We start from the raw sequence: 23,760 nt of genomic DNA, 5'->3' as shown, positions 1-23,760 counted from the left end.
AATTTACCGAGGTTTATCCATTGACTCTTGCGTAAGTTAACCTAGACTTTGGGTCGAACAGAAAGGAAGTCTTTTGTTTTACACATTTCGGCGAATTTTACAAAATTCCAGAACTGTGGGTTACAAATGTATTTTTTTCTTTATGCAATACCAGTCGTCAATTCGGCTAAATAAATTTTGATATAGATAGGATTTACACATGTCTAACACAGTAACCGGCACCGTAAAATGGTTTAACGAAACTAAAGGCTTTGGTTTTATCAAGCAAGAAAACGGCCCGGACGTTTTTGCGCACTTCTCTGCAATCAAAGGTGATGGCTTCCGTTCACTCGCTGAAGGCCAAAAAGTCTCTTTCGTCATCTCACAAGGCCAAAAAGGTCCTCAAGCAGAAGAAATCACAGCGCTTTAATTAGACTAGACTTTTTTACGGTAGCCAGCCATAGTGCTGGCTATTTTTATGCTTGAAATTCAATCTTATGGCACTCAAACCGACGATCTACAAATTCCGTATCAACCTAACCGATATGAATCGCGACTATTTTGATACGATTTCCATCACCACCGCACTGCACCCCTCTGAAAAAATCGAACGCTTAGCAGCGCGCTTGCTTGCATTCTGTTTGCATGCCCAGCCCGACCTAGCCTTCACCAAAGGACTGTCGAGTACGGAAGAGCCTGACATCTGGAAGAAAGAGTACGACGACTCCATCAGCGTTTGGATAGATGTCGGCGAACCCGAAGCCGAGCGAATGAAAAAAGCCTCTCGACAGGCCCAACAAGTGGTTGTTTACAGCTTCAATAGCAAAAGCGCCGTGTGGTGGGAAAAGAATAAGGGAAAATTTCAATCACTGCCTGTTAACGTTTATCAATTGGATGCGGCGGCGGTGGACGCTTTCGCCACTCAGATCGAACGAGGCACCACATTGTCAGTGATGATCTCCGGAAACTCAATTTTTGTCGATGGTGACCACTTCCACCAGCAAATCGACTGGCAAGGTTTACAAACTCATGAATGAACTTGAGCAACAGCTAAGTGGCATCGGCGTCCATACACTTGAATTTGTAGAAAACCACCCACAAGCTCTCGCCCGCTTTTGCACTGGGCAAAACGATTTATATCTGCGAGTGGTTAAAAATAAGCCGCAAACGCCCAAGCAGTTGCTCCTACTTGGTTTGTTGACCAAAGCCCACAGTGAAACACTCGCCGATTTCATGCAACATGCGAAAAGTCGCCAAGCAATGCATTCAGTGTTCGAGAGTGAACTGGGAGAAGAGTTCGCCGAATGTTTTAACGACGTTACGCTACAGGATCTCAGCGTGGTGACAACCTTATGGTTATTTGTGCAAGGTCGCCTCAACATGGATTTTAGTTTAGCGAATGATCACGCCCACGAAACCGCACAGCACCTCAGCCCGTTTCTAAAAATGCAACCTGATGCCATTCGCAGCGAGTTTATGCAAAGTTTTTATCAAGGCAAAGTGCTTTACCAACGCGACAATCCGCCAAGGGGTTTCTGGCAACGAATACGCAATCTATTTGCTTGATAAATTTCATGGTTTTGTAACAAGCGTAACACTGGTACACTCCGACGCGATTTATTAAACGTGGAGATTCGCTATGCGCTTTATTCGTTGGTTTTTAGGCAAATTGATCCTACTGGCAAATGCTATTTTTGCTCCCAAAGGCATACAGCGTAGCCGGGAAGCGCAAGCCTTTGTCGATGCAAAAGCCAAAAATCTATCGCTGTATCAATTTGAAGCGTGCCCATTTTGCGTCAAAGTGCGCAGAGCAATGAAAAGACAATCGGTTCACTTTGAACTGCGCGACGCAAAGAACAACGCCGAACATCGTCAAGCCTTGCAACAAGGCGGCGGTAAGATCAAAGTGCCCTGTCTACGCATTGAGGAAGATGGCCTGACTCGCTGGCTGTACGAATCCTCTGATATTGTTGCCTACCTTGAAAAAGAATTTGCCTAAGAAAAGATCAAAGGCACCACTCGGTGCCCTTATCCTTGAGTAACACTTTTGCCGATTATTGGGTAACGATTAACATCAACTCTACCCTACGATTGCATTTGCGTCCGTTAATAGAACGGTTAGAGCAAGCGGGCAGATACTCGCCGTATCCACGCGTATACACTCTACGTTCAGGAACTCGCGACATCAACAATTGCTTTTTCACTTCGTCAGCACGTCGCTCTGACAGCGAGTTATTAAAGCCACTTGTCCCCGTACTGTCTGCGTGACCATCGATTACGACGTCAATATCATCACGAGAAGAGAGATAATTTCCGAGCAAACCAATCCACTGAACCGAATCGGCAGACACTTCGGCTGAAGCCGTTTTAAAGTGAATGATTTCGGACAAATGAATCATCATGTGATTCCCGGGCAACAGTTGATATTCGATCCGATTACGTTGCAAAAACGCTTGCAGCGTTTCCCTCGTCTCGCTTCTCTTCGGTGTAACTTCACGAGTGACTGGCGGCTCTGGTTGTGCTTTGACTTCCCCGCCCCAATCAGGATAAATCAAAGCTTCCTCAGTTTTGGGCGCCGTATCGAGCATATTTGGCGGCGCAATCAGGCTACTGCACCCAGACAGCAAAACGCACAAAAGCGAAAGACTCGTTCTCATCGACACCCCAAATGCACAAATAGTTACTTCTCAATATCATATCGACCCAATTTGAAAATCTTTAGCAAATTGGGGCTGTTTCCTCAATATAGCGTGCTCACATGTGATTCAGCGCTCGAACAAGGTCATATCGTGTAGATTGTTCAGACTTGCTTAACCGCTGTGGCTCACCGCTTTAAAGAATAGCTTATTGTTTCAAATTGCGATTTATGCCAAACATTCGGTTTTCCTATGAGTGGTTAGTGGGTAAAATCGCAACTCTTTTTCTCTTGTTGTCATGACTATGTATAAACGATTCATTTCACTGCTGATGGCCGTAGTCGCCATCTTCACTCTTGTCGCTTGCAGCGACACCATGCAGCCTAAAGAAGGCTTGCAATATAAGACCTTGCCCACCTCTCTCGAGGCTTTTCATCTGCCTGCGGTTACCGAAGTTTTTTCACTGACCTGTGGCCACTGCCGAACTATGGAAGAAGTGATTCCTCAACTGGAAGAGCAAACCAAGCAAACATTTGGCAAGATGCACGTCACGTTTAATGACAGTGCGCAAATCAGCGCATTTATTTTTTATACCGCAGTGATGCAGCTCAAGCAGACGCCAGATCACGCCTTCATGCAAGAGCTGTTTGCGGCTGTGCAAATGGGTCCCGATGTGGCGGGCATAGAAAAACAACAAGCACTCGAAAAAGCGTTTGAGAAACGTCACCTCATTAGCCCATATCAGTTAGAGAAAGAACAGCAGCAAGCGATGTTTGCCCTGTTTCAGCAAGCGGACGCGGCATCTCAAGCGGCGCAAATTAACGCAGTACCGACTTTTATCGTCAACGGCAAATATCAAGTCTTGACCGGTGGCCATAAAAGTACTGATGAGATCGCTCAAACAATCACTTATCTACTTAATCAACCTTAACTTTACAGAGGTCATTTGTGTCTAAATTCGTTTTCCCTATTATTATTTTTCTGCTCGCGGCTTTTTTTATCTACCGTACTTGGACAAGCCACAAAGCGTCTGAGGCGAACTTTGCTATTGGCCAAGCCTTTCTAGAAGAGAACGGTAAAAAGGAAGGGGTAGTCACCACAGAGAGTGGCTTGCAGTATCAGGTGCTGCAAAAAGGCCATGGTGATAAGCACCCAAGCGCATCAAGCAGAGTGAAAGTGCATTATCACGGCACTTTAATTGATGGCAGCGTGTTTGACAGTTCCGTTCAGCGCGGTGAGCCCATTAGCTTTGGCTTAAATCAAGTGATTAAAGGCTGGCAAGAGGGCCTGCAATATATGGTTGAAGGTGAGAAAGTAAGGCTGTTTATCCCAAGCTCACTCGGCTATGGCAAAAGCGGTTCTGGCCCTATTCCACCAGCCAGTGTACTGATTTTTGATGTCGAACTGATTGAAATTCAATAAAAATTCTATAAAGTGCCGCTCATTGACGGCACTTTTTATTCGCAACGTTTTACACCAACACCTACGTATCGATTCAAATACGTTGCACTATACCTGTTTGGGACAAATTAACGGTGAGGCAGCGGATAAAATATCAACTCCTCACCTTCAACTATAAAGCAGTCCATACCCGCTGCATGGGCCGCCTGCAATCCAAGTTCGGTATCTTCAAACACGGCACATTGTTGCGCACTGAGTTCTAAAAGCTCTGCGGCACGCAGGAAAGTCTCCGGTTCTGGTTTGTGTTGCGTGACATCACTTGCTGTTACCACCACATCGAAGCAGGAGCGCAGCCCGCTGTTTTTTAACAGGCGTTCGGCGCTTTCACGCTGACTACCCGTTCCTACCGCCAGTTTTTTCTTGCCGAGGAACGCTTTTACCACACGATGAGTGACATCAATGATATCGCCATGGTTTTTCAGTGAGACAAAAGCATCCATCTTAAACGCAGACACTTCACTGGCAACAAGTTGCAGGCCAAAGCGGCGGTTGAGCTCGCTGGCGATTTTAAAGCTCGGCATCCCCCCCAGCCCATGCAGCCACTCCCTCTCAAAAGGAAAGTCAAAAAATTCAGCCGTTTGGCGCCAGGCTTCTAAATGTGCGGGCATGGTATCAATCAAGGTTCCGTCCATATCAAAGATCAAACCTTGATAGCGTAAATAGTCATTTTTGTTCATAGCTATCATTTCTTGTATATTGAGTGTCAGTTTGCTCATTAGGGGCTAGTATTAAGGAGTCAAGGTTGCAGGAGTTAAAAATCTCTCACTCGGTTGTTCTTGCCAGCCACGAATGGGAAATAATCGCTATTCGGGCACAAGGTTGCGGTGGGCAGAACGTCAATAAGGTATCGAGTGCGGTTCATTTGCGTTTCGATATCAAGCAATCGACCCTACCAGATTTTCATAAGCAATGCTTATTAAATCTCGGAGACAGTCGCATCAATAAAGAGGGCGTTTTGGTGCTAAAAGCTCAGCAACACCGCAGTTTTGAAAAAAATCGGCTTGATGCTGTAGAACGTTTGGCACAAATCATTCGAAATGCGATAAAGAAAGATAAGAAAAGAGTGGCAACAAAACCAACCAAAGGTTCGGTTAAAAGGCGACTTGAACAAAAAACGCACCAAGGAGCCAAAAAGGGCTTACGTGGAAAAGTTACTTTTTAAACAATTATTTACAAGTCAGTAGTGAAATGCGAGCTAGGTAGGGTTATAAGATTTTATAATTTTATCGCCATTCGTTATAAACGTATAATTAGTACGAATGACTATAAAACTGCTTACATATCTAAGGATACCGTATGACTATCAAGCAGAAGCTCTACTCTTTGGGTGTTGTCGCTATTTTAGGGATTGTTGCCCTACTGTTTTCCACCACTCACTTTGTTTCTAAATCGGAACAACTTCAGCAAGCCATCAAACTCGTCGCAGATTTGGAAATTCGACTGCTTAACCTTCGTCGCAATGAAAAAGATTTTTTACTCCGCAGCGATGTTAAGTACTTGTCTACTTTTGATAAAAACGTCGATGTTTTTCTTTCAACGGAAAAACAGCTCGCCGCCATTCTCACTAGCAACCAACTTCCATCAAGCGCTCAGTTGCGACAAGATTTACTCACCTACCAAAAAGGCTTTCAAAACTTGGTCGCGGCCTATCAAACCCTAGGGCTGAACGAGCAGCAAGGCTTATTAGGCAGCTACCTGCAAGAACTTAAGCGAGCAAAAGAGGCATCCAACGCGGAACAAGTTCTGCGCTTGATGGAGTTCAATCAAAATGTATTACAAGGCGAAGTGAAGAAAGAGCTGCTCAGCGGCATAGAAAGTAGCACCCTGCTTAGCCAAGCTGCGCAGGTGGCCAATCAGCATGTCACTATTGGCGTGCAGTACAACAAGGGACTGTTGGGGGAAGTGCGTAATCTCTCCCACACCGTAGAGGAACAGTTCAAAACATTTGCTAACGCTCTCAACGAAGCGTACAACGAGCAAACCCAGCAAATGGACCTTATTAAGCAATTTGTCACCGCTGTCGTCCTTTTACTTCTGGTGGGAATCATTTGGCAGATTTCCCGCTCAATCAATCATCAAGTTCAAGTGCTGTCTGATACGATTCACCGAATCTGTGAAACCAACAATGTGGGTTTGCGCTGTCAGATGAAAGGCAATGACGAATTGGTCGAAATTGGAAATTATTTCAATACCTTGCTAGAAAAAATCGAGCAGCTCATTTTCCACTCTCAGGAAAAATCGACCCAGCTCACTTCCAGCACCAACAGTATGCACGATGAACTGGAAGGCGTGATTGAGCAGTTCCATGTTCAGGCAGATCACACTTCGACCATGACCATCTCAGTGCAGGAAATGGTGTCCACCATCAGCGAGATCTCGGAAAGTACTTCTGTGGCGGTTGAAGGGGTGCAACAAGCAGCGAAAAACGCCGAAGCTGGACGTAATGTGGTGGTATCGACGGTGAAAAATGTTGATCAACTGACCAGCATTTTAGCCAATAGCCAAACGTCTATTCACTCCCTCAACGACCACGTGGACAAAATCGGCGGCGCAGTGGTCATCATCCAAGGGATCGCAGAGCAGACCAACCTACTGGCACTTAACGCAGCGATTGAAGCAGCGCGTGCAGGTGAACAAGGCCGAGGCTTTGCCGTGGTGGCCGATGAAGTTCGCGCCCTTGCCAGCCGGACTCACCAGTCAACCGAAGAGATCACCAAAGTGGTGGCAGCGATCCAGTCGCAAATGGCGAAAGTCGTCAGTGACATTGAGCAGTGCAATCAGCAAGGCCAAGAGACGTTGCACGCATCCGAGCAGTTAGATGCCAGTTTGGCGCGTATTATTATCGATATGTCGAATATTCAAGCTAACTCAGAACGCATCGCTTCGGCCATTGAAGAACAAGGCATTGTGATGGGACAAGTGAGCGATTCAATTACCGAGCTCAACACCATCTCTGAAAACAACATGCATTCAGCCCAAGAGTGTTTGGCGGAAGTGAATACCGTCTCTTCTCAAGCCAAAGACATGGACAAAGCGGTTGCGCAGTTTAAGACTCGCAAAAGCTGAGGGAGACACGCACAGTTTGAAGTAAAAGCGCAATGGTCCAAGGTGCTACTTTAAATAACGCAACGACTACTTTTTTAACTAAAATGCGTTATCATGCAAGCAATTACAGCCTTCGATAGAGAGGACAAAGATGATATCTAAATGGGCTAAGCGCTTTTACCAAATGGCAGAACTGGTGGCGTCATGGAGTAAAGATCCTTCCACACAGGTCGGCGCGGTTATTACCAAACAAAATCGTATTGTCTCAGTGGGTTTTAATGGCTATCCGCATGGTGTTTCCGACAGCGTTGACACCGATGAGCGAGAGCTGAAATATCTCAAAACCTTACACGCTGAAGAGAACGCCATCCTGTTTTCTAAACGAGATCTCGATGGTTGTGATATTTGGGTGACGCATTTTCCTTGCCCAAACTGTGCGGCGAAAATCATCCAAACAGGAATTGCGCGAGTACATTGCCCTGAGCAATCAGCCGATTTTCTCTCTCGCTGGGGAGATAAGATCCAAGTCAGCCAAGATATGTTTAATCAAGCGGGTGTTGAAGTGGACTGGCTACCGCTGGCCGACCTAAACAGCGATGACGTTCGTTAGTCTCTTTTTACCTGCCAAAACAAAAACAGTCGGCCCGGTTATATTACCGGGCCGACTGTTTTGAACACAACGATTAGGCGTAGCGTTTGGCGGTCATCTCTGCGATTTTTACGATCACTTCCACGGATTTTTCCATCTGCTCGATAGAAATAAATTCATGAATGCCGTGGAAATTATATCCGCCAGTAAATAAGTTAGGGCAAGGAAGTCCCATAAAGGATAATCTTGCGCCGTCTGTACCACCTCGAATCGGCTTAATCACTGGCTCAACATCACACTGCTCCATCGCTTGTTTGGCAATGTCAATAATGTGGGGGAAAGGTTCGACTTTCTCCCTCATATTGAAGTAACTGTCGGTAAAGCGGACTTCCACCGAGCCGTGTTTCAATTGCGCATTCATTTGATCGACCCGTTGCTGCATAAAAGCTTTGCGCTGTTCTATGCATTCACGTGAAAAATCTCGTAGGATATAGCCCAGTTCTGAACGTGCGACACCCATCTCCGCCGATTTCAAATGATAGAAACCTTGATACCCTTCGGTGCCTTCAGGGGTCTCATCTTCTGGCATCATGCAGTGAAAACGGCTCGCCAACGTCATCGCATTGACCATTTTGCCCTTGGCGGTTCCCGGATGAACACTGACGCCATGGAAAATAACGTCAGCACTGGACGCATTGAAGTTCTCGTACTCCAACTCGCCTTGTGGGCCACCATCAACCGTATACGCCCACTCGGCGCCAAAACGGGCCACGTCAAAATGGTCCGCGCCACGGCCAATCTCTTCATCAGGCGTAAAACCTATGCAGATATCGCCGTGTGGGAGGTGCGGGTTTTCCATCAGAAGCTCAATGGCAGATAAAATTTCTGCGATTCCGGCTTTATTGTCTGCGCCTAACAGCGTAGTGCCATCGGTTGCAATCAGGTTGTGGCCATGCAGAGCGTGCAAATCGGGATATTGAACTGGAGAGAGCACCTCATCGCCGATACCAAGTGCAATATCGCCACCTTGATAATCTTCGATAATTTGTGGCTTAACGTGTTTGCCAGATGCATCCGGCGCGGTATCCATATGGGCAATGAATCCGATGGCAGGAACAGGATAGCTGACGTTTGACGGCAGTTTTGCCATCAAATATCCATTGTCATCGAGGTGTACGTCACTCAAGCCGAGTTCGATGAGCTCTTGCTTTAAGTGCTGGGCAAATTTCAACTGCCCCGGCGTACTTGGGCAGCATTTTTTCTTGGCATTCGACTGAGTGTCAAACGTCACGTAGCGAATAAATCTTTGTACTAGATGTTTCATAGCAATTCTCATCATGGTAGCCAACAGGAGGAGCGGATTTTTGCTTTAGGGACATGCTCTCTACTTCTAATGCCGAATAGAACAAGGAGATTTGAGCTGCAAGGCGATATCCGGCCGAACTATCTTACGCCCTTGAAAGGATGAGAAGTTGCTTTGAATCAGTTTTTACTGCATTGCTTGTGCTTAACGTAAATAAGGCGACTATTTTGCCGCTACCGGTTTGTGGCTACCTGTTTGCCACTACCTGCGCGTGCAGTTCGCTGGCGAGCTCCTGCCAATCGCTAATCTCGCGATGAAAATGGCGCCATTGGGCCGCGTTCATGGAACGCGCAAGTTGCAGAATGTATCCGTCAGCTAGATCGACGTTCGACTGCAACTTTTGCTTAAATGCGTCGCCATGGTAGCTTTCGGGGTCAAGCAGCAAACGAGTAAGATGCTGCTGGAAATAGTGTGGATCTTGCTTGTGTTTAAACAGCGCTTCGACCGCTTGACGTAAGGCTGCCCGATATGCGCGCCAATCGGCTGTCGTGATGGTGACTTCTTGCGACCACTGTTTTATCAGCGCTTGTTGCGCAGGCGTGAGCTCTCCTAACCACTCTTCCGCACCTTCGACAAAAAACTCTTGATAACGCTCTCGGATCTCTTCCTCATTTAAATCCGCATATTTTTCATCACGTTTGCGATGAGCCTTTATCATATTTTTCAATAGCTCATCTTGCTGCGCCTGACTTAGCGAGAGCGCCAGAGCGTAAAGATCAGGAGCCAGTTTTTGCGCGATACGATAGCGGTGCTGTGTTAATGCTTCTCTTTGCGCGGCGAGAAAGGGTTTGGAGAGCTGAGTTTCAGTCAAGGTGGACAGCAATTGCAACTGGGATAGATAGATAGGCAGTTCGCTTTCTCTGTGCCATTGCAGCAGCACATCCAAGCGCTCTTCCACCAGCTCTTCTTGTTCATCCGTCAAGGTTACATAGTCATCAATGTACTCCATCACGACCCAATCGAGATGGTTATAAACCATTTTGTTTGAGCACCCTGTCAGCAGCAACAGCATGCCAAGTAACCCTAGGATAAAACGCCCACTCGTCGTAATCCGAACATAGATGCGTGACAACATTCCACCGTCCCTGTATCTGTTTTTCACATTAGTGTTAACTTAGTTAGCCAGCTTGGCCAAGTTATTCCAAACTCCAAAGCATAACGGGTGAAGAACACTCTTCACCCGTTTAGGCTAACCTTGAAAAGCGTGTTCTATGGCACACCGTGGCCTTTTGAGGCCACCCAAACGCGATACCATTGCTCGCGACTCAATTCCAACTTAAGCGCATTCACTGCACTCTGCACCCGTTCAATTTTACCTGAGCCAATGATAGGCAGTGGCTTGGAGGGCAAACGTCTCACCCAAGCATACACCACTTCATCGATGCTACCTGCTCCCAGCTCTTCTTTGATTGCATGCAGCTCGTTACGTACTCTTAATGCTTGCTCACTGTCACCGTGAAACAGAGCGCCACCGCCCAAACATGACCAAGCCATCGGCCGTATGCGGAGTGTTTGCATCTGATCAAGTGTGCCATCTTGTACCACGTCAAAATTGAGCGGATTAATTTCCACTTGGTTGGTCACTAAAGGTTTACTCAAACGCGACTGCAAAAGATCAAATTGACGTGGCGAAAAGTTTGATACGCCAAAATGTTTCACTTTGCCCACTTTGTGCAGTTCGTTAAACGCCTCAGCGACTTCATCGGCCTCCATCAAGGCGTCAGGACGATGAATAAGCAGGACATCCAGCTCATCCACACCTAATCTCTCTAGCGAATTATTCACCGATTGATAGATGTGCGCCGCGCTGGTGTCATAATGGTTGACTTTACGAAGTGGGTTTTTCTCACCACATAAGTTGATATCACACTTGCTCACAATTTGGATGTCGCGGCGTACGCTCTTATCTAACGCCAGCGCTTCGCCAAACAGGCGTTCACACTCGTACTGACCATAAATGTCGGCGTGATCAACCGTCGTCACGCCCATTTCAATATGCTGCTTGAGGAACGTTAAGCGCTGCTGAGGGGTCATGTTCCACTCGCCCAAACGCCAGTATCCTTGGATCAGCTCTGAAAACTCAGGCCCTTGAGGTGCAATCACTACTTTTGCCACCATGGTGTTCTCCTTTTCTTTAACTGCCGTCAATCCTAGACTTGTTTTGCCATTGGCTCAACGCGTAAACTGGATTTGTTCGAACTGGAGTACGAAGTAATGAGTTTTGCGCAGCGTTTAAACACCTTAATTGGCGAAGAGAGCATCAGCGGTTTTGCCCGCCGTGTTGGCCTTTCAGAAGCTTTGATCCGTAAGTATCTCAATGGTAGCGAGCCAAGCCTATCTAAAGCCAATCAAATTGCCGTTCGGGCAAACTGCTCCTTGGAATGGCTGGCCACAGGCTGTGGTTACTTGTACCGCCAAGCCGAGGTCGTGGACGCCCCCGCTTATCGCATGGCTTATCAACACGTGACGGGGCAAAAACTCAACGAACAAGAATGGCCAAACCAACAACAAATTATTGCTGGCTATCAGTACCTGCGTGCGCATAAGAAAGCAGATGGTTTTTTAGATAAAGAAGGTATGGCAGCATTCATTTCTCGTTCTTCTTTGGCGGAAAAAAACGAGTAATCACCAAGGTTATCCATTTACTATCATGGCCGATTTCGGCTAACACGCTGGGCTGTTGAAGGTGATACTGCGAAGCTGGGAGCCAACGTTGTGTTTGTGAATGCGTTCGGTATTTATTGAGGAAAATAACCAGATTTTTATCGACAAGGTTTCTGTTCTCTTGGGTCTTGGCTTTTGCTAACTGTACTTGCACATCGAATGAGTGACCCGACGCAGAAACCTCGGCAATCTGCATCAAATCCTTTCTTAGGTTCAACTGCAGTTGCAACCAAGCGATTAAGTCAAACTCTGTTTGCAACGTATAGACATGTTTCGAATCCATTAATTGCAACTCTCCAAAAAAAGGTCGCTGATAGTAGGTCAGTTCGTCAACGCAATACCTTTTTTCTACTTCGTTTTGTGAACAGTCAAAAAATGGCGATTCAACAATGGTAGTTTCACTGAACAAAGCTCTTTCCCCCATTAGAGTATGTGAGATAAACGCTGAATATTCAGTCTCTTGAGCCAACATTGGTGAAGAAACTAAAACACTAGCGAGCAAAATTAGCGAAAAGCAATATTTAGACATATTATGAAACACAGGTTCGCTCCTTATATTTATTTATATATCTATCACCTCCCCAAGACATGAGACGGGCAATAAACAAACAACAACGCATTCAAAAAAATATTAATTATGTGATAACAAACATTGATAACGTGATATTGATCCATAAAATGTGTCCTATCTTATAACTAAGGTAGGAAACCATGAAACTAAAATTGTCAGTTTTATCAATAGCATTATTTGGCTTATACGGTTGTGGCGGCTCAGATTCAAACTCAAGTGCGACAGATTCAGCAACACCACCAACACAAACATATGCATCACTGGTCAAAGCAACACCAATTTCCCAAAACGATTCCATATGTACTTCAGGTGGAATTAAAATAGACCTTGGTCTGGATAAAGATGATTCAAAAATACTTGAAAATGGCGAAGTATTGCAAAGCCACACTTACTGCAACAGTGGAGTGAAGGTCATAGATGGAGACCTAGTTGTAAACAATGACGCTCTTGTCTCTGTTCTATCCATTGCTAAAAATGACGTGCGATGCAATTTAGGTGGACAATTAGTTATTGCTGGTATTGATGCTGACAATAATAACAAACTAAGTGAGCAAGAAATTTCTGAAGAGCACATTTTATGTAGCGACGGCGAATATACCGCACCTGACATTTTAATCAATGCAATAGTTGCGTCTCCTGCCGTAATACTTCCTAGTGAAACGACAACAATTACAGCCACCATTAGTAACGTAAGTGATAATGATACTCTGACTTGGTACGACAGTGATGATAATATCATTAGCCCTGTATCAGTCAATCAGCCTCAAGTCATTGAACTTACCGCAGGTAATACATCTGGTGTAATGAGTGCAAAATTAGAAGTAAAAAGAGTCCATCAAGATGGCTCGATCACTTTGCATGCACAAAAAATAAACGTCACCATTGCTGAAGCGCCGAGTAAAACTCAATCCGTGGTGATGGACAATACTCAGGTACTACTCCCTGAAGGCTACTCGACTCAAAACATCACCGGTGATTTTAAAGGAGTGGTTATGTACGGAGAAGTTCCACGGCAAATTCAAAAATCAGGCATACCAACACCAGTAGGTACAGAACTGATTGGCTTTACCAGTGAAAGACCTTCTCTATCACAAGGCTCGACAACAGTAGATATCCTTAACAGAATAATGGGGTCATTGGATTCAACATTAGGCTATCGCAACGACGTCACTGAAATATCGAAAAAAACTTTGGTAAATGGCGACGTATCTGCTCGCTATAACATTTCCTTAAGTGAAACTAGACAAACTACGGCCTTACTCCAACTGATTCTACAAACTATCGGAACCAACAAAGTGGGTGGAGTTGTCGACCAGCTCGTTGCCGATGCCAATGAAAAAAATACCAACGCATTCCAGTTCGACATTGTGCTTTCGTTCGATGAACAAAAAGATAATGTAGTAATGACTAGTACTCTTATTGCTAAAGAACTCTTTAGTAAATACGAAACACTGATCGATACAACTACCTCTGAAAGTGTTCGTGCACCAGTAAATGCAACGATCAAAGTACAAAACGATACTATCACTGCCATTGAACAGACCGTATCAAAAGCAGACTTTCTCTTTGTGATCGATAATTCTGGAAGTATGGGAGATGAACAAGATGAGATCAGTACTCTAACACAAACGTTTCTAGATGAAATTTCTGCTTCAGGTCTCGATTATAAGGTGGGAACAATTACAACCGATAATGACTCTCTAAGAGGGAATGGATTTACTCACGAACCAGAGCAAATTGCCTTAGACTTTAAACCCGGAACGAACGGTAGCGGATACGAAAGAGGTATCTATTTTGCTGAAAAGGCTTTAGCTCCAACTACGGGAACTGTTGCCGTTGCGGGCTACCCTCGATCAGGAGCCTCTCTGTCAGTTATTATTATAAGTGATGAAGAAAGTCAATATCCGACAAGAGATTTTGACGTTAATAACAACCTGTTTGTAGATAATGGCTATCGAGTGTATTCCATAGTTGATCCAAGTGATGCTCGTGTTAGTCAATATGATGACTTATCTCAAACAAGCCTTGGTTTGGTTCTCAATATCAATGAGAAAACCGAGTACAAACAGTTTATGACCGATATTGCGAACAATGCTGGAGCGTCGACTGTGGGGTATAAACTCGGGATAAATGACGCAAGTAAAGTCATTTCCACGTCCCTTTCGGTTAAAGTCGATGGTGTAGAAGTAACACGAGACAAAGTAAACGGTTGGACTTATTACCCTCAAACAAACAGTATTAGCTTCCGCGGAACGGCTATCCCAGCGGCAGGAGCTGAGATAGTTATTGCCTACAACTACGTCGAGCTTGAGAAGTAAAGCATCAACTAAATCCATAAAACAGAAAGGCGCACTAGCGTGCGCCTTAACCTCGTACTCAATCGTGAGTCTGCGAATCGGGATGTCTATAGCTGCATCCCAAACAATATACGAGGCACTACAGTGGGGTTTTGAATCCATCCAAATTGTATGTAAAACCTAACATCCCTCCTTCTTAGAGCAGCATGTTGCTTTACGATTTAAGTGTGGCTCATAAATACAACTTTGCAAGAAATCTGAGAGAAAAATTTTTTCTTTTTTATTCGTTGCAGAACCTTAAATAGGTAAACATTTGTAGCACCTATTAATTTTGCAAAGCTAATTTGCATCTTTGTTGATTAAGACACATAGCCGGCCCCGTTTATAATCGGCCTCCCTATGATACAAGGCGGAGAATGGTAATGACCAAACGTGAGAGAATTGTACAATCTGTATTAGTGCGAGTCCCTAAAGATGCCATTAACCAGTTTCTCTCTCGAGGTTCTACACCGATTTCTGTGCTTTTTCTTGCAGCGTTGGTCGGCATTGTTGCTGGTTTAGTCGGTACCTACTTTGAGATGGCGGTGCACTTCGTTTCCGAAACTCGCACCGAGTGGCTGCGCGACGAAATTGGCCACGTACTGCCACTGTGGTTGGCCGCGATTCTGATCAGTGCCGCACTCGCCTTTGTCGGGTACTTTCTGGTTCACCGTTTCGCACCGGAAGCCGCTGGCTCCGGTATCCCAGAAATCGAAGGGGCAATGGATAACATTCGCCCTGTGCGCTGGTGGCGCGTTTTACCCGTTAAGTTTTTTGGCGGTATGGGCGCGCTGGGTTCTGGCATGGTGCTTGGTCGAGAAGGTCCGACAGTGCAAATGGGTGGTGCGGTTGGACGAATGGTCACCGATATTTTCCGCGTCAAAGATGACGATACTCGCCACTCTCTACTCGCTTCTGGTGCCGCGGGCGGTTTAGCGGCAGCATTCAATGCCCCTCTCGCGGGAATCATGTTTGTCGTGGAAGAGATGCGCCCGCAATTTCGTTACTCATTGATCTCCATTCGCGCTGTGATTATCTCCGCAGTGATGGCCAATATTGTGTTTCGCACCATTAATGGACAAAGTGCGGTCATCACTATGCCACAATATCAGTCACCGGAGCTGCAGGCGCTGTGGTTATTTCTTCTGCTCGGCGGGTTATTTGGTGTGTTTGGCGTGCTGTTCAACAAGCTGGTTACCGTCGCGCAAGATATGTTTGTCGCCATTCATAAGAATGACCGTAAACGCTATCTGCTGACTGGTACCTGCCTTGGCGGGGTATTTGGCCTATTGCTGCTATACATTCCGGAGTTGACTGGTGGCGGCATTCATCTGATCCCTGAGATCACCACTGGCAACTACAGCGTCTCTGTCTTGGTGTGGCTGTTTGTCGGGCGTATTGCCACTACCTTGATCTGCTTCGGCTCTGGCGCACCTGGTGGTATTTTTGCGCCGATGCTCGCACTAGGCACCTTGTTTGGTTACGCCTTCGGTGCGACAGCGAAACTGCTACTGCCAGATCTGCCGATTGAGCCAGGCATGTTCGCCATTGCGGGCATGGGCGCGCTGTTTGCCGCAACCGTGCGTGCTCCCATCACCGGCATTTTGCTGGTGATCGAGATGACCAACAACTACTACCTGATTCTGCCGCTGATTATTACCAGCCTTGGTGCCGTGATCTGCGCGCAGGCGTGTGGCGGTAAACCGATTTACAGCCAACTTTTGCATCGTACGATCAAGAACGAAAAGCTTCGCCAGCAAGATCTGCCCGAACAACCGACGGCGTAAAGCCTCACAGCCTCAGCCGGGAGTCACACTTCCCGGCATTTTTGTGCTATTTGTTAAATTTTTCGCGCAACTTCTCATTAAAGTTGTTAAGATTCCTGCGCTTTCTGGGAGGAGTCGAAATGAACATCAGTCTGTCTGCTATAGCCATTTGCAGACGTACAACGATATAAAAAATTTGGTGTGTCATCACCAACTTCGCCATCAACACACTCCAGACGGCACGTTTCCCTAAAATCAAAACGAGATAAATGGAGTTATCGTTGAACTGGAAAAGACTTGTTCAAGTGCAAAGCGTTCCCCCGTCACAAGCAGCCCTTGCACTAGGCATGATTGGTTTAGGACAAGCGTGGGCCTTGTATCTCCCTCAGATTGGCGTGCCGATTCGCCCATTTTTAGCCACTCTCGGCGCACTGCTGCTTTTGCCTGTTTTAGCTCGCTATGCTACCAGCGCAAGAACGTTTATCAACGATATCCGCCATCCGCTGAGTGGCAGTTTGATGGCACCGATGAGCATGGCGCTTTTAGTGTTGTGTGATTATCTGGCGGTGGTTTCACCAGCCATTGCTTATCCACTGTGGTTTATGGCTATTTTGCTGCATTTCACCATGATGGTGCTGTTTTTCAGCTTCCAGATCATGAACTTTAAAATGTCCAATATCGTGCCGAGTTGGTTTTTGTATCCGGTGGGGCTCATTAGTGGTTCGTTGGCGGGATCGCAATTTGGCCACAACGTGTTTTCCGAAACCTTGGCGCTGGTTTGTATCGGCATCTATTTCTTCTTGCTGCCTTTAGTGCTCTATCGTTTGGTGTTTTTCGGTTCTTTGCCCAAAAGAGCAAGGCCTACGCTCGCCATCATGGCGGCTCCAGTGAACTTGTCACTGGCCGCTTATTTGGTCAATTTCAAACAGCCTGATCCTATTTTAACGGGCGCTCTGGCAGGCATCGCTATCACCATGACCTTGCTGATTTATCTCTGTTACATTCGTTTGCTGCGTCTGAAATTCCAGCCATCGATTGCCGCAGTTACCTTCCCTTCGGTGATCAGTGCGATTGCCATGCATCGACTGACACAATTTTTTGCCGAATCACACCCTCATTGGCACTGGTTGCACAATTTCGGCTTTTTCGAATTGAGCATCGCGACTTTGTTGGTTGTTTGGGTGTCGGTGGATTACTTCAAAATGTATTGGCCAGAGCTCACGGCGGCGAATGCCCAATAATCAGGATAACAAAAAAGCGCCAACCTAGGTTGACGCTTTTTTATCTGTGGCTCTCGTTATCTCAAGCCATGTAAGAATTCTGCACGAGTTGCGGGGTTGCTTTTGAAAATCCCACCCAATGCCGTGGTGGTGGTTTCACTGGTGGCGTCCATCACACCACGTGATTTTACGCAGTAGTGAGTGGCATCAATCGTCACCGCCACATCATCAGATTCCAGCAAGGTTTGCAACGCGACTAAAATCTGCTGTGTCATGCGCTCTTGCACCTGTGGACGCTGAGCAAAAAAGCGAACAATGCGGTTAATTTTTGATAGACCAATGATTTTACTACGCGGGATATAAGCCACTGCCGCTTTACCATCAATCGTCACCAAGTGATGTTCGCATGTGCTGGTGAGGGTAATGTCTTTGACACGCACCATCTCACTGACCTTCATCTTGTTCTCAATCACGGTGATTTTGGGGAAGTTTTGGTAATCCAACCCGGAGAAAACTTCATCAACGTACATCTTGGCGATGCGGCGAGGCGTTTCTTCTAAACTGTCATCGGTCAAATCCAGTTCAAGCAGAGCCAGAATCTCTCGCATATGATGCTCGATCTTCTCTTTCTTCTCTTCACGACTGAATTGGTTTGGCACCATGGGTGTCTCTAAACCACGTTTTTCTAGCGCATCTTTGACTAATTTAGCGGATTCGCTCAGACCTGACATTGTACTTCCTCTTACTGCTACAGCATCAACCAACCGAAGATTACCCCTTTTGGATGGCTGACAAGGATACTCGTATTTTTGAATAATTACATCCATATTTTACCGAGGGACATTCTTCCCTCTCTTTGTTCTGTGCTACAGTGCGCTAATATCTTAATTCAACAGGAATTCACTATGGGCTGTTGTGATACACCAGGCTTAATGCCTATTGAAGATGCGCTGGAAAAAATGCTTTCCGGTATTAAACCAATTCAAACAACGTTGAAACTTCCTCTCGCTGAAGCGCTGGGTTTTGTGCTCGCCGAAGACGTTCTTTCCCCAATTCATGTTCCACCATTTGCCAATTCCGCCATGGATGGCTACGCGATTCGTCTCGCCGATCTTAAACCAAACAAGCCGCTTCCTCTTGCGGGTAAGTCCTTTGCTGGTCAACCATTTGAAGGTGAATGGCAGGAGAATAGCTGTATTCGCATCATGACTGGCGCGAAGATCCCTGAAGGCTGCGACGCGGTGATCATGCAAGAAAATACCCAAGTGAATGAGACGGGTATTGTTATTCAGCAGTGTCAGATTAAACCCAATGAGAACATCCGCCCTATCGGTGACGACATCCGCTGTGGCGATCTCGTGCTCGCGAAAGGTACTCGACTCACCCCGCGTGAGATCCCGATGATCGCTTCGCTTGGCATCAGCCATGTCACTGTGGTGCGCAAACCGAAAGTGGCGTTTTTCTCAACCGGAGATGAGCTGAAATCATTAGGTGAACCTTTGTTGGAAGGCGAGATATACGACAGCAATCGCTACGGCATAAAAGCGCTGATTGAGAATTTCGGTTGCGAAGCCATCGATCTTGGCATTATTCCCGATTGCCCCGAAACCCTGAGAAAAACCTTTGACACGGCGCAATCTTTGGCTGATGTCGTGGTGACATCAGGTGGGGTGAGCGTCGGTGAAGCGGACTATACCAAAGACATTTTGCAAGAGTTGGGCGAGATCGGTTTTTGGAAGCTGGCGATTAAGCCGGGCAAACCGTTCGCTTTTGGCAAACTGCGCACCGCTTGGTTTTGCGGCCTGCCCGGCAATCCGGTGTCTGCCATCGTCACCTTATACGTACTGGTGCAGCCAATGCTCGCCAAGCTGGCTGGCCACTCACAATGGAAAGCGCCAGAATCCATTCACGCCGTCACTCAAAGCGCCTTCAAAAAATCACCGGGTCGAACCGACTATCAACGTGGCGTCTATCGCATCGAAAACGGCCAATTTGTGGTAGAAAGTACCGGGAATCAAAGTTCAGGTGCGTTTCGTTCCATGAGCTTAGCCAACTGTTTTGTCGTCTTAGAGCGCGAGCGTGGCCGAGTCGAAGCGGGAGAGACCGTCACCATTCAACCGTTTAATTCGACAATGTACTAGGGGCACGCAGTGGAGATCTTATCCGACCAAGAAATGCTGCGATATAACCGTCAAATTGTCTTGCGCCAGTTTGATTTTGCAGGTCAAGAGGCACTCAAGCAGAGCTCAGTGCTGATAGTGGGCGCTGGGGGTTTAGGTTGTGCGTCCAGTCAATATCTCGCCATTGCTGGCATTGGAAAGCTCACCTTGATCGACGATGACGTGGTAGAGTTGTCCAATCTGCAGCGACAAGTGTTGCACCATGATGTCGATCTAGGCCGCAAGAAAGTCGAATCGGCCGCTCAATCGTTGCGTGCACTTAACCCATACCTTAACGTATCAACCATAGATAGCCGTTTAGACGATAAGGCGTTGGCCGAACTTATCGCCCAACACGATCTGGTGCTTGATGCCAGCGACAATGTCGAGACGCGCAATCAGCTCAATCGTCTGTGCTTTGTGGCAAGAACGCCGTTGGTTTCCGGTGCGGCGATCCGCATGGAAGGACAAGTCAGCGTGTTTTTGTATCAAGACGCCAAACAACCTTGCTACCAGTGTTTGAGTGGGCTGTTTGGCAGTAGCGCCTTAAGCTGTGTCGAAGCGGGTGTGATGGCACCCGTGGTAGGGATTATTGGGGCGATGCAAGCCTTGGAAGCGGTCAAAGTGCTGGCGAACTTCGGTCAGGCCATGGCAGGCAAGGTATTGATTTTCGATGCGATGACACTCTCTTGGCGAGAAATGAAACTGACAAAATTACCTAATTGCCCTGTCTGTCAAGGCCAGTAAAATCATCTTGGGCAACTCTCTTACTTAATCGTCTGTTGGCAATGGACTGAGATAAACAACAAGGAACGCTTGCTATGACCCCTCTGATTACCGCGCAGGAACTGCACAATATCAAACATCAAGATAAGGTGATCATTCTTGATGCCAGCATTGATTTCACCATTCCCAATACCGAACAGAAAATTTTGCACAAAGTGATTCCCAAAGCGAGACGTTTTGACTATGACCACGAGTTTTGCGATGCCAGCAGCTCATTGCCACATATGATGCCTAACGAGAGTACATTCAACCAAAAAGCGCAACAGCTAGGCCTGAACCAAGATAGTCATATCGTGGTGTATGACAATGCGGGCACCTACGCATCACCACGCGCTTGGTGGATGCTCAAAGCGATGGGACATCACAATGTGCAGATTTTAAATGGTGGCCTGCGTGCTTGGGTTGAAGCGGGTTATCCGATACAGCCTGATTTTGAATCAACATCACAGAAAGGAAACTTTCACGGCACACTCGATCAAGGCTACTTTCTCAATGCCGACAACGTATTGATCCATAGTAATGCGCGCAGTGCCAATATTGTCGATGCCCGTTCAAAAGAACGCTTTCATGCCCAAGTGGCTGAACCTCGTGAAGGCATCCGTAGCGGCCATATCCCCGGTTCGGTTTGTTTGCCATTTTCTCATCTGATGGAACGTGGTTTTATTAAACCTTTGTCTGGGTTGCAAGCTGCGTTCGAACCATTACCATTAGTGAGTGATAAGCCAATCATTTTCAGTTGTGGTTCCGGTGTCACTGCCTGTATTTTGTTGCTGGGCGCCTACCTACTGAATCACCATAATCTTTCAGTCTATGACGGTTCATGGACTGAATGGGGTAGTCACTCCGTACTTCCGATTGAAGTCTAGGGGGTTTGCCTAACGACTAGAAGGCTAAAAATGGCAGGATTTAAACGAAATATCTGGATGGTGTATTGGGTGGTCGTCACGCTGACCTTCATCCTTTTTGCCCTTTTTAGCCGCTCTCTCTATCAATCGAATATACAAAAGTATCAGGATAAACAACTGCTCCAGTTGGAACTGTTTTCCTCCTCGGTAGACTCTTTGCTGAAAAGTCAGGAGTCACTATTAGAAGTGGTTGGTCGCCAACTGATTTTGAAAAACGATTTTACTCTGACCGCTGCAATGCAGATTCGACCCATCTTGGATGACTTGATGCGTATCCACTCTGCCATCGCCGGATTTGGTTTAACCGATGCTGAAGGTAACTTTCTAACGGTGAGTTCTAATATTCACCTTTCGGACATGACTAACCTAAAACTCAATCCGGTCAGCCGCGAAAGCTTTTTGCAAACGTTGAATTCCGACAGAATGGTGCTCGGCCGGACCTACTTCATGCCTGCGTTACAAACGTTAGTGATCCCTATCCGTAAAGCGATTCGTGATCGCAAAGGGAATGTTATTGCCGTCATGACCGCAGGGCTGAAAGTGGACTCAACACTGGTCTTTCGTCACGACATCCACGACAACCCATTCAACCGCGTTAGTCTGATCCGCGAAGATCTCTACCGCACCTTTATTTCAGCCGAAGATATGGGTATTGATCCCTATTCGACTCCTGTTGAAGATGTTCGCTACCGGCAAGCGATCACAGCCGCAGCGGCCAATATCTCTCTTACAGAGGCCGAATTAAAAAGGCAACAGAAACCCGTCACTTTTATCACCAACAGCCTTAACCACTCCGAAATAATGACAGTGAAATACTTGGCGGATTATCAACTCTGGGCGGTGTCTACCACCGACATGCGTTTCCTCAATCAAACGTTTCACCAACAGTTTGGCCTCTATCTGCTGATTTTCTTCGCCGTTCAATTGGCCTTTTATGGATTAGTTCGATCGATCGCTGAAAATGAGAAAGAGACATTAGAACGGCTCAACTACCAAGCGACACACGATGCCCTGACAGACCTGCCTAATCGACTTTATTTGCGCAACACCATTCCTCTTTGGACCAAGAACAAAACGGCCCCTTTCGCGCTCTTATTCATCGATATCGACAACTTCAAGAGTGTCAACGACACTCACGGGCATGACTTTGGCGACCAAGTCTTGAAGCAGATTGCTCAACGGCTCAGCAGTTTTCTTACCCCTGAACGTTTGATCGTCCGTGAAGCCAGTGACGAGTTCATCATGTTAGTCAGAGAAACGGATCCAAGTTTGTTGCGCATTCTCGCCAAAGAGATGATCACCAGCATGTCGCAAACCTACTTAGTCAACGATATGCATTTTTTACTCAGTTGTAGCATTGGCATCGCGGTATACCCTACCCATGGGTCCGATCTCGATGCACTGCTGCGCGCGGCCGATATTTCTATGTACCAAGCAAAACAGGAGCGCAATTCATTTCGCCTGTTTACCACCGAGATGCAGGCTGACCACTTGTACAAAATGCGGGTGGAGCAGCGCCTACGTTTGGCGATTGAGAACAAAAGTCTCTCGATGGTTTATCAACCTCAGGTGGATGTGCATGGCCATTTTCATGGTGTGGAAGCCTTGGTCCGTTGGCAAGATGATGAGTTAGGATTCATTCCACCAGACGTTTTTATCCCGATCGCCGAAAGCTCCGGCTTAATGGTCACATTAGGCAAATTTATTATTGAGCGCAGCGTTAATGAGATGGCTCTTTACGTTAAGCCTCAGCGACATAAGCTCAACCTTTCGATCAATATTTCAGTTAAACAGTTCATGCAAAAAGACTTCTCCTATCACTTGCTAAAAGTGATCGAAGAAGCCAATTTTGATCGAGAGTCCGTCACCCTTGAGATCACCGAAAATCTGTTTATCGAAGATCTGCAGCAGTTCAAGCCGATCTGCCAAGAAATCCACCAATTAGGCCTGAAGATTTCACTGGATGACTTTGGTACAGGCTACTCTTCACTCAGCATGCTCAAAGCACTGCCGATTGATGAACTGAAAATAGATAAGAGTTTTGTCGATCACATCGAACATGACGCAAAATCCTACAATATGGTGCGAAATATCATCGCCATCGGTAAAAACTTCGGTATGGCGGTGCTGGCAGAAGGGGTAGAGACGCAGGCACAGGCTGATCTACTGGCAAAATGTCATTGCGATCTCTTGCAAGGTTATTACTACTCAAAACCTCTGGATATTAAAGCTCTGGCTGAATATCTCGATAAAAATACCCCGCACAAGGCGGGGTAGTCT

General features: G+C 46.5%; 24 protein-coding genes. 17 read left to right on the top strand and 7 right to left on the bottom strand.

Annotated features, from left to right (window positions below):
• Positions 1-199 precede the first annotated feature (199 nt).
• The 4 genes from I3X05_RS22340 (at position 200) to I3X05_RS22325 (ending at position 1,978) form a co-directional block, all read left to right on the top strand.
• Positions 200-409: a cold-shock protein gene (locus I3X05_RS22340; protein ID WP_045569111.1), complete on the top strand. Its 210-nt coding sequence runs from the start codon at positions 200-202 to the stop codon at positions 407-409.
• 67 nt (positions 410-476) lie between these two features.
• Positions 477-1,016, top strand: a complete 540-nt coding sequence (locus I3X05_RS22335) for a YaeQ family protein (protein ID WP_045569110.1) — start codon at positions 477-479, stop codon at positions 1,014-1,016.
• Positions 1,009-1,545, top strand: coding sequence for a hypothetical protein (locus tag I3X05_RS22330; protein ID WP_045569109.1), 537 nt, complete (start codon positions 1,009-1,011; stop codon positions 1,543-1,545). Before I3X05_RS22335 ends, I3X05_RS22330 begins: the two co-directional genes overlap by 8 nt.
• 73 nt (positions 1,546-1,618) lie before the next feature.
• Positions 1,619-1,978 (top strand): glutaredoxin family protein, encoded by a 360-nt coding sequence (locus tag I3X05_RS22325; protein WP_045569108.1) that lies wholly within the window; start codon positions 1,619-1,621, stop codon positions 1,976-1,978.
• A gap of 55 nt (positions 1,979-2,033) precedes the next feature.
• Here I3X05_RS22325 and I3X05_RS22320 read toward each other — a convergent pair whose 3' ends face one another.
• Entirely contained in the window at positions 2,034-2,636 is a 603-nt protein-coding gene (locus I3X05_RS22320) for an OmpA family protein (RefSeq protein ID WP_045569107.1), read from the bottom strand.
• A gap of 283 nt (positions 2,637-2,919) precedes the next feature.
• On the opposite strand from I3X05_RS22320, the gene I3X05_RS22315 reads away from it, so the two are divergent.
• Both I3X05_RS22315 and I3X05_RS22310 read left to right on the top strand, forming a co-directional pair.
• On the top strand, positions 2,920-3,546 hold the full coding sequence (locus I3X05_RS22315) for a thioredoxin domain-containing protein (RefSeq protein ID WP_045569106.1): 627 nt from the start codon (positions 2,920-2,922) through the stop codon (positions 3,544-3,546).
• Between the two features lie 17 nt (positions 3,547-3,563).
• Positions 3,564-4,037, top strand: coding sequence for an FKBP-type peptidyl-prolyl cis-trans isomerase (locus I3X05_RS22310; protein WP_045569105.1), 474 nt, complete (start codon positions 3,564-3,566; stop codon positions 4,035-4,037).
• A 107-nt stretch (positions 4,038-4,144) separates the two neighbouring features.
• On the opposite strand, the gene I3X05_RS22305 is transcribed toward I3X05_RS22310, so the two are convergent.
• Positions 4,145-4,753 (bottom strand): beta-phosphoglucomutase family hydrolase, encoded by a 609-nt coding sequence (locus I3X05_RS22305; RefSeq protein WP_045569104.1) that lies wholly within the window; start codon positions 4,751-4,753, stop codon positions 4,145-4,147.
• Between the two features lie 65 nt (positions 4,754-4,818).
• On the opposite strand from I3X05_RS22305, the gene arfB reads away from it, so the two are divergent.
• The 3 genes from arfB to I3X05_RS22290 all read left to right on the top strand — a co-directional run bounded on the left by arfB (position 4,819) and on the right by I3X05_RS22290 (position 7,731).
• Entirely contained in the window at positions 4,819-5,238 is a 420-nt protein-coding gene (gene arfB, locus I3X05_RS22300; RefSeq protein WP_045569103.1) for an alternative ribosome rescue aminoacyl-tRNA hydrolase ArfB, read from the top strand.
• A gap of 134 nt (positions 5,239-5,372) precedes the next feature.
• Positions 5,373-7,142, top strand: a complete 1,770-nt coding sequence (locus I3X05_RS22295; protein WP_045569102.1) for a methyl-accepting chemotaxis protein — start codon at positions 5,373-5,375, stop codon at positions 7,140-7,142.
• A 130-nt stretch (positions 7,143-7,272) separates the two neighbouring features.
• A complete protein-coding gene (locus I3X05_RS22290) occupies positions 7,273-7,731 on the top strand; it encodes a dCMP deaminase family protein (protein ID WP_039427294.1) in 459 nt (152 codons plus the stop codon).
• A 73-nt stretch (positions 7,732-7,804) separates the two neighbouring features.
• On the opposite strand, the gene pepT is transcribed toward I3X05_RS22290, so the two are convergent.
• The 3 genes from pepT to I3X05_RS22275 form a co-directional block, all read right to left on the bottom strand.
• Positions 7,805-9,034, bottom strand: coding sequence for a peptidase T (pepT, locus tag I3X05_RS22285; protein ID WP_045569101.1), 1,230 nt, complete (start codon positions 9,032-9,034; stop codon positions 7,805-7,807).
• Positions 9,035-9,260: 226 nt separating this feature from the next.
• Positions 9,261-10,148 carry a DUF6279 family lipoprotein gene (locus I3X05_RS22280; protein ID WP_045569100.1) on the bottom strand — a complete coding sequence of 296 codons (888 nt, stop codon included), beginning with the start codon at positions 10,146-10,148 and terminating at the stop codon, positions 9,261-9,263.
• A gap of 134 nt (positions 10,149-10,282) precedes the next feature.
• Positions 10,283-11,191: an aldo/keto reductase gene (locus I3X05_RS22275; protein ID WP_045569099.1), complete on the bottom strand. Its 909-nt coding sequence runs from the start codon at positions 11,189-11,191 to the stop codon at positions 10,283-10,285.
• A 96-nt stretch (positions 11,192-11,287) separates the two neighbouring features.
• Here I3X05_RS22275 and I3X05_RS22270 point away from each other — a divergent pair, with 96 nt between their 5' ends.
• A complete protein-coding gene (locus tag I3X05_RS22270; protein WP_045569098.1) occupies positions 11,288-11,698 on the top strand; it encodes a helix-turn-helix domain-containing protein in 411 nt (136 codons plus the stop codon).
• Here the strand turns inward: I3X05_RS22270 and I3X05_RS22265 are convergent.
• Complete coding sequence (locus I3X05_RS22265; protein WP_242401976.1) at positions 11,661-12,278, bottom strand: hypothetical protein; 618 nt, start codon at positions 12,276-12,278, stop codon at positions 11,661-11,663. The two genes, I3X05_RS22270 and I3X05_RS22265, sit on opposite strands and share 38 nt — an antisense overlap.
• A gap of 170 nt (positions 12,279-12,448) precedes the next feature.
• On the opposite strand from I3X05_RS22265, the gene I3X05_RS22260 reads away from it, so the two are divergent.
• The 3 genes from I3X05_RS22260 to I3X05_RS22250 all read left to right on the top strand — a co-directional run bounded on the left by I3X05_RS22260 (position 12,449) and on the right by I3X05_RS22250 (position 17,651).
• On the top strand, positions 12,449-14,626 hold the full coding sequence (locus I3X05_RS22260) for a vWA domain-containing protein (RefSeq protein ID WP_226972239.1): 2,178 nt from the start codon (positions 12,449-12,451) through the stop codon (positions 14,624-14,626).
• A 401-nt stretch (positions 14,627-15,027) separates the two neighbouring features.
• On the top strand, positions 15,028-16,431 hold the full coding sequence (gene clcA, locus I3X05_RS22255; protein ID WP_337971270.1) for a H(+)/Cl(-) exchange transporter ClcA: 1,404 nt from the start codon (positions 15,028-15,030) through the stop codon (positions 16,429-16,431).
• Positions 16,432-16,679: 248 nt separating this feature from the next.
• Complete coding sequence (locus I3X05_RS22250) at positions 16,680-17,651, top strand: TDT family transporter (RefSeq protein WP_337971269.1); 972 nt, start codon at positions 16,680-16,682, stop codon at positions 17,649-17,651.
• A 56-nt stretch (positions 17,652-17,707) separates the two neighbouring features.
• Here the strand turns inward: I3X05_RS22250 and folE are convergent, their stop codons facing one another.
• The gene (gene folE, locus I3X05_RS22245; RefSeq protein ID WP_193157610.1) at positions 17,708-18,361 is read right to left on the bottom strand and encodes a GTP cyclohydrolase I FolE; all 654 of its coding nucleotides are present in this window, start codon (positions 18,359-18,361) and stop codon (positions 17,708-17,710) included.
• Between the two features lie 174 nt (positions 18,362-18,535).
• Here folE and moeA point away from each other — a divergent pair, with 174 nt between their 5' ends.
• The 4 genes from moeA (at position 18,536) to I3X05_RS22225 (ending at position 23,757) form a co-directional block, all read left to right on the top strand.
• Complete coding sequence (moeA, locus tag I3X05_RS22240) at positions 18,536-19,771, top strand: molybdopterin molybdotransferase MoeA (protein WP_337971268.1); 1,236 nt, start codon at positions 18,536-18,538, stop codon at positions 19,769-19,771.
• A 9-nt stretch (positions 19,772-19,780) separates the two neighbouring features.
• Complete coding sequence (moeB, locus tag I3X05_RS22235; RefSeq protein ID WP_337971267.1) at positions 19,781-20,536, top strand: molybdopterin-synthase adenylyltransferase MoeB; 756 nt, start codon at positions 19,781-19,783, stop codon at positions 20,534-20,536.
• Positions 20,537-20,610: 74 nt separating this feature from the next.
• Complete coding sequence (locus tag I3X05_RS22230) at positions 20,611-21,441, top strand: sulfurtransferase (RefSeq protein ID WP_337971266.1); 831 nt, start codon at positions 20,611-20,613, stop codon at positions 21,439-21,441.
• A gap of 30 nt (positions 21,442-21,471) precedes the next feature.
• On the top strand, positions 21,472-23,757 hold the full coding sequence (locus I3X05_RS22225) for a bifunctional diguanylate cyclase/phosphodiesterase (protein WP_337971265.1): 2,286 nt from the start codon (positions 21,472-21,474) through the stop codon (positions 23,755-23,757).
• The last annotated feature ends 3 nt before the right edge of the window (positions 23,758-23,760 follow it).

It is taken from the genome of Vibrio navarrensis (genome assembly GCF_015767675.1).
Classification (GTDB): Bacteria; Pseudomonadota; Gammaproteobacteria; order Enterobacterales; family Vibrionaceae; genus Vibrio.
Note: the sequence above shows the minus strand (reverse complement) of the source record. Positions and strands in the feature narration are given on the sequence as shown.